The sequence below is a fragment of the Tahibacter sp. genome (genome assembly GCF_035481375.1).
Taxonomy (GTDB): domain Bacteria; phylum Pseudomonadota; class Gammaproteobacteria; order Xanthomonadales; family Rhodanobacteraceae; genus Tahibacter.
Map to the genome: position 1 here is coordinate 1 of NZ_DATIGT010000233.1, position 11,833 is coordinate 11,833.

The 11,833-nt window shown below is 66.5% G+C and carries 12 protein-coding genes; 7 read left to right on the forward strand and 5 right to left on the reverse strand.

Features of this window, described 5'->3' with window-relative positions:
- The coding region (locus VLF18_RS15535; protein ID WP_325280546.1) for a carboxypeptidase-like regulatory domain-containing protein at window positions 1–3,282 on the reverse strand (3,282 nt) is incomplete at its 3' end.
- A 556-nt stretch (window positions 3,283–3,838) separates the two neighbouring features.
- On the opposite strand from VLF18_RS15535, the gene VLF18_RS15540 reads away from it, so the two are divergent.
- The 3 genes from VLF18_RS15540 (at window position 3,839) to VLF18_RS15550 (ending at window position 6,476) form a co-directional block, all read left to right on the forward strand.
- Window positions 3,839–4,924 (forward strand): alkane 1-monooxygenase, encoded by a 1,086-nt coding sequence (locus tag VLF18_RS15540; protein ID WP_325280547.1) that lies wholly within the window; start codon window positions 3,839–3,841, stop codon window positions 4,922–4,924.
- A 158-nt stretch (window positions 4,925–5,082) separates the two neighbouring features.
- On the forward strand, window positions 5,083–5,394 hold the full coding sequence (locus VLF18_RS15545; protein ID WP_325280548.1) for a DUF2845 domain-containing protein: 312 nt from the start codon (window positions 5,083–5,085) through the stop codon (window positions 5,392–5,394).
- Window positions 5,395–5,675: 281 nt separating this feature from the next.
- Entirely contained in the window at window positions 5,676–6,476 is an 801-nt protein-coding gene (locus VLF18_RS15550; RefSeq protein ID WP_325280549.1) for an RHS repeat-associated core domain-containing protein, read from the forward strand.
- Here the strand turns inward: VLF18_RS15550 and VLF18_RS15555 are convergent.
- The gene (locus tag VLF18_RS15555) at window positions 6,409–7,041 is read right to left on the reverse strand and encodes a JAB domain-containing protein (protein WP_325280550.1); all 633 of its coding nucleotides are present in this window, start codon (window positions 7,039–7,041) and stop codon (window positions 6,409–6,411) included. The genes VLF18_RS15550 and VLF18_RS15555 overlap by 68 nt on opposite strands.
- Before the next feature lie 144 nt (window positions 7,042–7,185).
- Here VLF18_RS15555 and VLF18_RS15560 point away from each other — a divergent pair, with 144 nt between their 5' ends.
- Together VLF18_RS15560 and VLF18_RS15565 are read left to right on the forward strand one after the other, a co-directional pair.
- Window positions 7,186–7,500, forward strand: coding sequence for a helix-turn-helix transcriptional regulator (locus tag VLF18_RS15560; protein ID WP_325280551.1), 315 nt, complete (start codon window positions 7,186–7,188; stop codon window positions 7,498–7,500).
- A gap of 211 nt (window positions 7,501–7,711) precedes the next feature.
- A complete protein-coding gene (locus VLF18_RS15565) occupies window positions 7,712–8,197 on the forward strand; it encodes a hypothetical protein (protein ID WP_325280552.1) in 486 nt (161 codons plus the stop codon).
- A gap of 202 nt (window positions 8,198–8,399) precedes the next feature.
- Here the strand turns inward: VLF18_RS15565 and VLF18_RS15570 are convergent, their stop codons facing one another.
- Window positions 8,400–8,732: a hypothetical protein gene (locus VLF18_RS15570; RefSeq protein WP_325280553.1), complete on the reverse strand. Its 333-nt coding sequence runs from the start codon at window positions 8,730–8,732 to the stop codon at window positions 8,400–8,402.
- A 164-nt stretch (window positions 8,733–8,896) separates the two neighbouring features.
- The gene (gene gcvA, locus VLF18_RS15575; protein ID WP_325280554.1) at window positions 8,897–9,820 is read right to left on the reverse strand and encodes a transcriptional regulator GcvA; all 924 of its coding nucleotides are present in this window, start codon (window positions 9,818–9,820) and stop codon (window positions 8,897–8,899) included.
- Window positions 9,821–9,980: 160 nt separating this feature from the next.
- Here gcvA and VLF18_RS15580 point away from each other — a divergent pair, with 160 nt between their 5' ends.
- Both VLF18_RS15580 and VLF18_RS15585 read left to right on the forward strand, forming a co-directional pair.
- A complete protein-coding gene (locus VLF18_RS15580) occupies window positions 9,981–10,583 on the forward strand; it encodes a LysE family translocator (protein ID WP_325280555.1) in 603 nt (200 codons plus the stop codon).
- 18 nt (window positions 10,584–10,601) lie between these two features.
- The gene (locus tag VLF18_RS15585; RefSeq protein ID WP_325280556.1) at window positions 10,602–11,429 is read left to right on the forward strand and encodes a nuclear transport factor 2 family protein; all 828 of its coding nucleotides are present in this window, start codon (window positions 10,602–10,604) and stop codon (window positions 11,427–11,429) included.
- Window positions 11,430–11,445: 16 nt separating this feature from the next.
- Here VLF18_RS15585 and VLF18_RS15590 read toward each other — a convergent pair.
- Window positions 11,446–11,833: helix-turn-helix transcriptional regulator (locus tag VLF18_RS15590; protein ID WP_325280557.1), on the reverse strand; the 388-nt coding region annotated here is incomplete at its 5' end.

Genomic DNA, 11,833 nt, shown 5'->3' on the forward strand with positions numbered 1-11,833 from the left:
GTAGTTGCCGCTCGCCGCGGCGACGTACTGCTGGCCGGTCGCGCCGCCGATCGGGTTGCCGTCGAGATACCACTGATTGCCGCTCGCGCTCGACGAAGTCAGCGTCACGCTGCCGCCCGCATAGAACGTGGTCGGGCCGCCCGGCGTGATCGTCGGCGTGGAGGGCGACGGGTTGACCGTCACCGTCGTGGTCGACGACGACGCGCTCGCGCACTGGAACTCGTTCGTCACCGTCGTCGTGTAATTGCCCGACGCGGTCGCAATGAAACTCTGCGACGTGGCACCGCCGATCGGATTGCCGCTGAGGCTCCATTGATTGCCGCTGGCGCTCGAGGACGTCAGCGTCACGCTGCCGCCGGCGCAGAACGTCGTCGGGCCTCCCGGCGTGATCGTCGGCGTCGGCGGCGCGATGCACGGATTCGTGAAGCACACCGTGACGTCGTTGAGCGTCGGCGACACCGCGCTGTCGGTCGTCGCGAAGTACGCGCGATAGCGCAGGTAGCGGTTGTTGTCGAACTGGCTCAGCGAAGCGCCGCTCGTCGTGAAGTAGGTTCCGGCCGTGCCGTCCGGGCCCACGAAGTTGAACGGGCCCGTGATGGAATTGCTCGCGGCGACCTGGAATTGCAGGCTCGTATTCGCCGGTACCGTCGCGTTCCACGACAGTGTCGACCACGTCGGCATGTGACCCGGTGCCGGGTTCGCGTCCTTGACCGACGAGGTCAGGTCGCCCGACGCGCGGAAGCCGGTATCCATGTACACCCTGAAGCCGCTGTCGGTATTCACGCCGCCGGTCAGCGGAACCGACCAGACCGTTCCGCTCGTCGCGCCCGCGACGCGCGTGCCGCCGGCATAGACGTCCGCCCCCGCCGTGGATGTACCGCTGCGTGTCAGCGCATAAGTGCCCGGCGCCGGGTTCGCCGTCGGACGCACGACGAACGCGTACTGCGTGCCCGCGTTCAGCGTGATCGGCACCGCGAGCGTCGCCGTGTGATACGCGCTCGCGCCGCTGTTGAATCCGGTGATCGTTGCGGTCGCGAGATCGGCACCCGTCGGCAGGCCGCCGCTGGTGGCGCGGATGCTCAGCGTCAGGTTCGGAGTCGTGCCCGTGCAGCCGCTGCAGAACAGATTGACGTCGACACGCGTGATAAGCCCGGTGACCGACGGCGTGAACGTCTGGCCGCCCCAGGTCGCGACGGTGATGCCGACGCCGCTCGTGCCGAGCGTGCCGTTCTGCTGATCGACAACGGGACCGCCGGCCAGCGTGACATCGCCTGGCGTCGTGGAGAGGTCGACGTTCGTCAGCAGCCCAGCCTGGAAATCTGTCTGCGCCGTGTCGGTCAGGCAGGCGCTTTCCGGCGCCGAAGCCAGCGCAAAATTCTGCGTTGTGGTGTTTGAGTCAATGACCACAATGTTGCTCGCCGCGCCGTTCGTGCAGCCCGGGAAGCTCGCGCTGAGGCCGGGATAGGTGCCGGCCGGAATCGACGTGAACGAATAGACGCCGGATGCGTCGGTCGTCGTCGTGCGGCTGCCGAGCGAGACGGTCGCGCCGCTCAGCGGCGCGCCGCCGACCGCGGCGGTCACCGTGCCCGACACCGTGCCGCCCGCACCGACCGTCGTGCACGACGGATACGAGAACGAGCCGATGCGGGTCTGGTAATTGAGGCCGTCGGCCGCGTAATACTCGCCGGTCATCCAGAACGTGCAGCCGTCCGGGTCCAGGCTCATCGCGCTGTATTCGCCCCAGCGCGTACAGGTGACGCCCGCGCAGGTGCCGACCTGCGTGCCGTCGCCCTGCACGAGCGTCTGTTCGGTCTGGCTGAAGGTGTTGATCGGATCCGAAGCCAGGCGGCCGGCATACTTGAGCGCCGGCTTGGTCGTGCTGCTCGACGTGGTGTAGCCGAGTGCCATGTCGCCCGCGCGGTTGATCGCCAGGCTCGGAATGAAACGATGCATCACGTTGGCAGCGTCCGGATCCCAGGTCGCCGCCTGCGGCAGATTCGCAGTCACGCTGCCGCCGGTGACGTTCACCTGATACCAGCGCGACGCCGCGAAGCCCGTCGTGTTGGCGCGCCGGACCGTGTGCGTCGCCCAGACCGATTCGGCGCCGCCGAGGTTCGTGTACTGCGCCTGCGCCATCGCGCGGATCTGCACGACGTCGAGATTGTTGCCGCCGAGCGACGGCGCCGCCGGGACGGTCGCATTCGGCCAGCTCGTCGCCGCCAGCGGCACGTCGGGGCCGGTGAAGGTGGACAGCCCGATGCGGTTCCAGTCGACGTGGAACTTGTAGACCGTCAACGCATTGAGGTACTGCCACGAGGACACGAAATAGTTCGGCGTACCCGCCGGCGGCGTGCCGGTCTGCAGGCGCGCGTTGCTCGGCAGCAGCGAGAAATCGGCCGTCGGCGCATCGAACGAAACGATCTGCACGGACGGAAGACCGGCGTACATCTGCGCCTTGTTGAGCGCGTAGACGCGCGGCGCGATGAAGGCGTTCGGCGACAGATAGTTCAGCAGGTTGGTCGACAGGTAGATGCCGTCGGTCCAGATGCCGAGCTTCGGCGCGTCGTTCAGTCCACCCGCGACCGCGATCGAGTAGAAGTTCCAGCCGCCCTTCAGCGGGTCGCCGGTTTTCGAGACCGCGAAGCACTGGAACGCGCCCGGCGGATTGATGACGTTGTTCGAGCCGTCGCGCGCGTAGGCGACGTCCGTGATGACCCAGCGGTCCTCGAACGTGTCGTACAGGACGACGGCGTCACCCTGGTTGTTCGTGTCGCACAGGTTGCCGAAGCTGCCCTGGCTCATCAGCGTGTTCAGCGTGAAGGCCGCGACGCGGAACCCGTCGGACTTGCGGAAGATGCCGACCGACGAGTTGATCGCCTGGATGTAGTAGACCGGACCGACGTCGCCGTTGGCGTCCGGCGGATAGGTCGAGCCGAAGGTCGCGAAATCGAGACCCTCGAACGTGATGGTCGGCGCCCGTGCCGCTGAGCCGACGACCGGCACGGCACTCGCGGGACCGGCCGTTGCCCCGCTGGCCAGCTCGCGCGGATGGGACTCGGGATCGGCCGGCCTGGCCGCGTTGCCGCGGACCGGCGTCCCTCCCGACAGCGTGCGCAGATCGATCGTCGTCGAACCGGCCAGGCGCATCCGCGCCTCGGTCGGCTTTCCGGCCGATGCCGGCGCCGATCGCGTCGCGTCGTATTCCGTCGGACTCTGCGCGGCTGCGCCGACCGCGAACGCGGACGACAGCGCAAAGACGAGTGTTGCGAGCATTCGATTCATCGGATCTTTCCCCCTGAGAAAAAAGCGGACCCAGCAATGCATCAACGGTGCCATCAAGAAACGGCACCGAACGGATGACCTGCTTTCCCCTGTGTCGCCCGCCGGAAGCATTGCCAACGAGGCGCGGCGCGCCTCGTTCGAGACCCAACGGCGTTCCGGTGCCGCATCGCTTCCGGGCGTTACACATCGGCTAGCGGATTCCCGTGTCAATGCACATCAATTCCGGTCCGGATGGTGTTCGGCGGCTTCGCACTGTTGATGACACGAGCCAGTCACCGCCTGGCGACGATCCTGATATCCGTCGCAACAGCGAGCCCTCACAAACGTGAACGGCCGGCGGGACGCGCGGTGAAGGAAAACGCCGGCACACCCGCGACTCGGTCGCCGGATCGCTCCGACGACGATCGGGATAGCCGCACCGATCGCAAGCCCCGCGTCGCCTTGACGCCCACGGCCGCGAGTGGTGTGCTCGGCCCCGTCGCGCGACAGCGGCGTACGCAGGAACGGCGCCCGCGCCGACGCATACAGCAACGGCCAGTTGATCGGAGGATTTCCGATGCGATCGATTCCGAGTGGACTGCGTTACGGACTGGCGTTCGTGCCGCTCACCCTGCTGCCGCTCGCGGCCGCCGGCATCCACGCCGGCATCCCGGCCGCGCTGGCCAGCGCATTCCCGCTGCTGTTCCTGTTCGTCATCGTCCCGATCGCCGACACGTTGATCGGCACCGACCGCGCGAACGTCGCGCCCGAGCAGGCCGCGTCGCTGGAAGACGACCGGCACTATCGATGGCTGACCTGGCTCATGGTGCCGATATGGCTGAGCCACCTCGCCTGGGCGCTGTACGTCTACGCCACCGCGCCACTCGGCGGCGCCGCGGCAGCGATGTGGATCGTTTCCCTCGGCGTCGTCGGCGGCGTCAGCGCCATCAACACCGCGCACGAGCTGATCCACAAGACCGGCCGCCTCGAACCCGGCCTCGGCGGCCTGCTGCTCGCCAGCGTGATCTATGCCGGATTCAAAGTGGAACACGTGCGCGGCCATCACGTGCACGTATCCACGCCGCTCGACACCTCGTCGGCCCGACTCGGGCAATCCGTCTACGACTTCCTGCCGCGTGCGCTCGTCGGCAACGCGGCGCACGCGTGGTCGCTCGAAGCGCAGCGATTGCGCGCCCTGAATCTACCGGCGCTGCATTGGCGCAACGAACTGATTGCGTGGTACGCGCTGAGCGTCTTGATCGGTGCAGCGGCGTTCTTTGCACTGGGCTGGGGAGGCGTGATCGGGTTCGCGATCCAGGGCTTCGTCGCCGCCGTGACACTCGAAGTCATCAACTACATCGAACACTACGGCCTCGAGCGGCGCATGACCGACAGCGGACGCTACGAGCGCGTCACGCATCATCATTCGTGGAATGCCGCGCAGACACTGACCAACGCGATGCTGTTTCAGCTGCAGCGGCATGCGGATCATCATCCAAATCCGCGAAGGCGGTATCAGGCGTTGCGGCACCATGAGGACAGTCCGCAGTTGCCTGGGGGCTATGCCAGCATGTTTGTGTTGGCGTTGGTGCCGCCAATTTGGCGGAGGGTGGTTGATCCGAGGGTGAGGGAGCGGCGCATTGTTGGTGTTGCGGATGCGTGAACCTATCGGGGAAGGCAGGCGGCCGTCTTACGGCGCGTGCACTCCTCGCGACCGTTGTCGCCACAGCAAACCTGACGCCGTTCTCTTGCCACGTGAGAGGTCGGCCGTGCCTGCGGCAGTGCTCTTCGAGCGAACACTACTGCCGACGGAGAGCGACCATGAAACCCATTCTGACACTGCTGATACTCGCGCTGGCGATTGCGATGCCGTTCATCGCGTCGGCGTCCGGTTTCACGGCCTCGTCCACCTCGACGGCCCGGCTGGGCTCGAAGGTCATCAGTGCCGGCGATTCGATGAGCCGCGTGCTCGAGGCCGGCGGCGAGCCAGTACGGCGAACGGACCTCGTCAATGGCTACGGCGTGAAGGTCGGGGAGCGCTGGATCTACAAGACGGGTAACGCGCGTCATACCGTCATCGAGTTCACGACGGATGGCACGGTGTACGGCGTTCGCGATGTTGTGGGGCAATAGGGCCAACTTAGGGGCAACGATCCTTCGCCAGTAGCAAGGTAGTTCGCGGGATGGACCAGCGCTCGCGCATCGACTGCTGCGCGAGCGGGGCCAAGTCCGAACCTGACGCCGTTCTCTGCAAGTCGCGCCGCGCGAACCAAACAGCAAAGCATTTGTACTGGCTGAAAATGCCGCAACGTAATTTGTGGACGAGCTATCATCGGACGATCCGAAATTCCAGGGTGGTTCGGCGGTGTGATCGTGTCGTCGAGCGCCGTCGACCCGCGCATACAGGGAGCGCCATGCGCGCGCTGCTTTGCTTCCTGCTGCTTTTCGTCATCACCGGCATTCACGCGCAGCCGGCGCCGGGCAGTGTCTACACTTACAACGATCGCGGTCAGGTGCTGTCGGTGTCGGATGCAGCGCATCCCGAAGCGGATGTCGCTTTCACCTATGACGAGAACGGCAACCGCGAGACGCGTCTTCAGTCTGGAGTACTGATCCGCTATGACTGGCATGCGCGCGACCGCCTCGTCACCGTCTGGCGCAACGACGTGCTGATCGTGCGCTATCGCTATCACTGGAACGGCTTGCGTGCGGAGAAGGAAACCTTCGGCCCAGCGGCAATACTGGTGCGCTACCAGTACGACGGCCCTTGGCTGGAATCCGAAACCAACGTCATCGGCAACACGCTTGTTCGCTATTCGCGTGCTGCTGACGGTCGCATGCTTTCCCTCAAGCGTAACAATCACATTCGCCACTTCGTCACCAATGCCTTGGGCACGCCGACGGCGCTGGTCGATCTGCAGGGCGCCGTCGTAGCGCGCTTCCGCTACGACGCATGGGGCAATCAGATAGGCCACGACGGCACGGAAAACACGCCCATTCGGCACACGGGTCACTACTTCGACGAAGAGATCGGCCTGTATTACGTCGCCGCGTGCTACTACGACCCTGACCTTGGCGCATTCATCAGCGAAGACTCCGCGCCCGGTGTCCCCGAGCGCCCCATCACGTTCAATCCGTATGTGGCATTCAACGCCAACCCGACGACGTACGTAGACCCGGTCGCAGCGGCGCGTCTTCGCGTGCTCGTTTTTTAGGGGTTTTCTTGCTCGCCTTGACGCGCTTCTTCGCTAGCGCCTCTGCTCGCTTGCTGTCGCGTGGCGGCGCCGCGTTCGACGGACGCATCGACGGCGAGATGCCGGCCCAGACGGTGCGCGGCGGTTCGGTAGCGGTGATCACGAAGTGATCGAGTACGCGGACGTTGACGAGGTCCAACGCGCGGGCGAGTTCGATGGTGAGGACGACGTCTTCGCCCGATGCGATGGCGTTGCCAGACGGGTGGTTGTGAGCGAACAGGACAGCGGCGGCGTTGTGGCGCAGCGCGGCCTTGACGATTTCCCGCGCGGGGACGGTGATTGCGTCAAGGGTGCCGCGAAAGAGTTCTTCGAAGGCGAGCAGGCGATTCCGGTTGTCGAGCCACGCGGCGGCGAAGACTTCGTGCTCGTAGTCGGCGAGCTTGAGGCGGAACCAGTCGACCGCTTTAGCGGTGCTGGACAGCGCGGTGCCGGGTCTACGTGCGCGGGCTTCGACGGCGGCAATCGCGGTCGCAATGAGTTGCTTATACGCCGTGTTCGAGAGGTCTTGCGCGGTCGATCGGCTCATCGGAATGACTTCCCTGTTGGTCGCTTGCTCGTGGCGCGAAGCCGTCCTTGGCAATCGTGCTCCTGCTGCAAAGGTACACGTAACGTTTTCTACAGTCAACGCATCGAAAGCGACACGCGGGGGATCGATCGGCACACTCGGCCGATGAAAACCTTCGCGAGTCGCCTCAAGGAATTCCGGAAAGCAAGCGGGCTCACTCAGGAGCAGATCGCGCTCGAACTCGGGTTTACGAAGGCTGCTGTGTCGGCCTGGGAGCTCGGCAACAACGAACCGAGTATCGCGGCGCTGAAGGTACTTCGCGATTTGCTTGGCGTTTCCGTCGACGAACTGGTCGGAGAAAGTTCAGATCGTTCCAGCGGCACTGTCGTGCTCTCGGCGAAGGAAAAGCAGCTCATCCAGTTGTTCCGGAAGTTATCTCCGGCGAAGCGCACGGCGCTTCTTTTGCTTCTGGACCAATAGCGCAACGGCGCTTTTCGGCCGACCTGGTTCGAATTCTCTGTTCATTTCTCTCGGCGTTTCCGGCTGCTCGATTGTGGCTGACGCACGGCGTCGGAGGCGTATAGATACTCGCCACACCGTTCGCGCCTTCAATGCGCGACTCGCGATCGATTGATGAAATCCTTTCGCGTACATTCCGCGAACCGCCCTCCCCCTGATCCGTTCGCTTCCCATGCAGCCCATCTCTGCCGCACAGCTTGAACACGTCATCGCCATCATCGGCACCGATGGCATTACCGACGCCGAGATCGAGGCGAAAGTCGCCGCGCTGTTCCCGGATCCGATGTCGGCGCGACGTGCGATCGACTGGCTGCCGGAGGCGTTCGGGCTCGTACTCATAGGCCATATGGCCAAGGTCACGCTGCCGACGACGTTCCGCGCCAGATCGAAGCACGGGCAGTGGGTGGAGTTCGCACTGGACGCCGAGCCGGTGTTCAAGGATTCACTTCGACTCGGCACGGACATGTATCACTCGGGTCCGCGCAACGTTTTCACTGCTGTTGCCCAGCGCAGTTCGCTGGTTGCCGCGGTCAACAAGGCGCTGCACGCCGGACACTCGATTGACGGAGCGACGCTTTCGGGGCCTGCGCTGATCGGGATACCGGCCGAGGTCTATCGTCCGGAGCCGCCGTCGTTGTGGCGTCGGTTGTTCGGCTAGCGCCGATGGTTGAGCGTACGCGCGCTTGCACGATCGTGCCGCCGCGCGACAGAGCGTGCAGCGACGAGACCACAGCCGGTTCCGCCGGCCTCGCGATGGCGAGACAGGGGCTCCGCGCAGGAAGGTTCGGCGACGCGAATGCCGGCAATGAGGAAGCGACAGGGTGGATCCGCGCGAGGGCCGCCCCACCCTGCGCGCGAGATCAGTCAACGATCCACAATGAGTAAAAGTCGTTTTTGTCGCTCTGCGTCCCGTCCGTCAGCGCGGTCAGCATGATGGTGTGCTGGCCGAAATCGAGCGTGGTCGCGAAGAACTGTGTCGGCAGGGTCATGTGCTGCGTCACGGCGTTGAAGAAGAGCGGCACGTCGCCGAGCTTGTTGCCGTCGAGGTAGACGCTGACGCCGCAGATGGCGCCGGCGAATTTGCTCCAGCAGGTACCGGAGAACGCGATGGTCACGTCGCCGCTGATCGGCACGTCGAACGGGATTTTCAGCGGCAAGGGGCCGGTCTGGTTCTGGGCAATCGGATAGGTCACGGCATTCTCCTGCGGGTCGGGGAACGCGGGCGCACGGCGCCCGTCGGGGCGACGCCGGCGCGACACAGGAATGGCAAGTCGCGGCTTCCCCTCTGTCGCGGCGACGTGCTGGATATCCGTAGCGGGAAAGTGGGGCCGGGCCATCATTCTCGAGTGCGGCGGCCTCATATCGCTCTCGCGCCGTCGCGCTTCCCACGCGGCTGGATCTCGCCACCACCCACCGCAGCCTGCTCCAACAACCACTCACGAAACGCCCGGATCTTCGCACTGCCCTGCCGCGCGGCCGGATACGCGAGCCAGTAGTCGCGGTCGTCGCGACCGACCGTGTCGAAGGGCTGCAACAGCCGTCCCGCAGCCAGATCCGGCGCGAACAACACCGGCGAGCTGATCGCCACGCCGTGTCCCGCGATGGCCGCGGTGACGGCGTGCTGCTCGATGTCGAGTTCGACGCCGGGCCTTGCGCCGAGATCGGCATCGGGCAACCCGGCCAGCGCGAACCACGCGCGCCACCAGCGTTCGCGGCCGAAGCGCGGCAGCCCGAGCAGGTCGCGCGGCGTGCGCAGTTGGATGCGCAGCGCGGGACTGCACAGCGGCGTGAACAGGTTCGGCAGCAGGAAGTCGGCGTGCAGGCCGGGCCACTGGCCCGCGCCGATGCGGATGCCGACGTCGAAGTCGCTGTTCGCGAGATCGACCAGCGGCACGCCGGTGTCCAGGCGCACGGCGAGTTTCGGGTGCGCGAGCTGGAACGCGCCAAGCCGCGGGACGAGCCAGGTCGCCGCGATCGTCGGCAGTGCGGTGATCGCGAGTTCGGTTTCGGCGCGGTCGACGGCCTGGGCGAACGCGGACTGCAGTTGCTTGAACGCGTCGATGACGACGGGCGCGAGGCGCTGGCCGGCCGCGGTCAGCACGACCTGCCGCGGCTGGCGCTCGAACAGGCTGAAACCCAGGCGCTGTTCGAGCTGCTTGATCTGATAGCTCACGGCGGCCTGGGTCATGTGCAGTTCGTCGGCGGCGCGCGTGAAGCTGCGCAGGCGCGCGGCGGCTTCGAAGGCGCGGATGGCGGACAGCGACGGCAGCGACAGTGCCATAAGTTTTCCTTATCTATCGGAGCCGTTTTTCGCATTGTGGCGCCGCGGGGCCGCTGCCTAGCATCGCGGCCATGCAACGCTTCTCCGCCACTACCGCGCAACGACTCCCGACTGCGGCCGACTATCTGCCACAAGTGTCCCTAGGGCAAGGCGGCCAGCCATGAATGCCGCGGCGGGTCTGCTGTTCGCGACGACGCTCGCGGCTGCCGTGGCGACGCCGGGGCCGAGCACGGCCGCCGTCGTCTCGCGCGTACTCGCGCGCGGCTTCGGCGCGGCGCCGCTGCTGTGCATCGGACTGATCGCCGGCGATCTGTTCTGGCTGCTCTGCGCCGTGTTCGGCGTGGCCGCGCTCGCGGACGGTCACGCGGCGCTGTTCGATGCGGTCCGCTATGCGGGTGCGGCGTATCTGCTCTTTCTCGCCGCGACGCTGTGGCGTGCGGAGCCCGTCGCGGCCGCGGAGGCCGGCCGCGCACCGTCGCGCGCACTGCTCGCGGGCCTCGGGCTCGCACTCGGCAATCCGAAAACGATGCTGTTCTACCTCGCGCTGCTGCCCGGCATCGTCAGCCTCGACGCGGTGTCGGCGCGCGATGTATCGACGCTCGCCGCGCTCGTCGCCGTCGTCGTCGGCGGCGTGCTGTTCGCCTATGCGCTGCTCGCCGCGCGCCTGCGCGACACCTTCCGTTCCCCGGCCGCGCTGCGCCGCATCAACCGCGGCAGCGCGGTGCTGATGGCCGTGGCAGCCGTGGTCGTCGTCACTCGCTAGCCCCACCGGAGTCCGTCCATGCGCCTGTTCGCCCTGCCGTTCCTGTTGCTGTTCGCGTCGCCCGCGTTCGCCGTCGAAGCCACCGCCGACAACGCCGAGGAAGCCGTCGTGCTCAAGGATTCGGCCGCGCTCAACGCGGCCGATGTCGATGCGCTGCTCGCCGTGCTGTCGCCGTCGCTGCGCATCTACAAGCGGCCGACCGACCCGCATGCGCTCGCCGGTCCGCAGTCGGACAAGATCGGCACCTATGAACAAGTGCGCGATTTCTTCGGCGAGACCTTCAAGCAGGGGCCGCAGGGACGTCACGACGTGCGCGCGATGGTGTCGCTCGGCGATCTCGTGCTCGCGCAGGTGGAGTTCCGCCTTCCGAATGAAACCGCCGTCACGCGCCAGCTCACGGCGTTCCGCGTGCGCAACGGACTGATCGAGGCGATCTGGCACGTCGCGCGCGTCGAGAACGCGACCGAGGATTCGGGCCAGGCCGCGCAGGACGTCATCCGCCGCTTCAATGCCGCGGCCGACCGCAGCGATGCCGATGCGTTCCTTGCGCTGTTTTCGCCGGAAGCGCGCAATTTCCACTTTCGCAACGCGCCGGACGTGCTCGGCGGCGGGCCGTCGAAGAGCATCGTCGATGCGGCCAGCCGCGAGCGCGTGTTCCGCACGATGTTTGCGGAGCGGCCCGCGCGGATCGAAGCGCTGGACGGATTCGCGGTCGGCGAGTTCGTGGTCAGCCACGACCGCGCGACGCAGAAGGACGGCGCGGTGAACGAGGGGCTGTCGATCTATCGCGTGCAGAACGGCCTGATCGTCGACGACTGGTACATGGCCGAGCGCAAGGTGAAGTGACGGTGCAGCGCGGCGCTCAGCCGTCGCTGCGTTCCGCTTCGTCGCCGGCGCGCGTGCGCGTGCGGCGCGTCGGTGCGCCGCCGTGACGCTTGCGCCACGCGTGCGAGAACGCGGACAGGCTGCGGAAGCCGACCGCGTGCGCGATTTCGGAGACGGTGCCTTCGCCCGCATCGAGCAGCACGCGCGCGCGATCCAGGCGCAGGCGCTGCAGCGCTGCGGCCGGGCTTTCGCCCGACGCCGCGGCGTAGCGGCGATACAGCGTCGCGCGCGAGACATGGACGGCCGCGGCGAGCGATTCCATGTCGACGGTTTCTTCGTGCAGGTGAACGTCGAGCCAGGCCGTGACGCGCGCGACGAACGGATCGGGCGATGCCGCGGATTCGCCGGCGGCCGCCGCGTTCGTT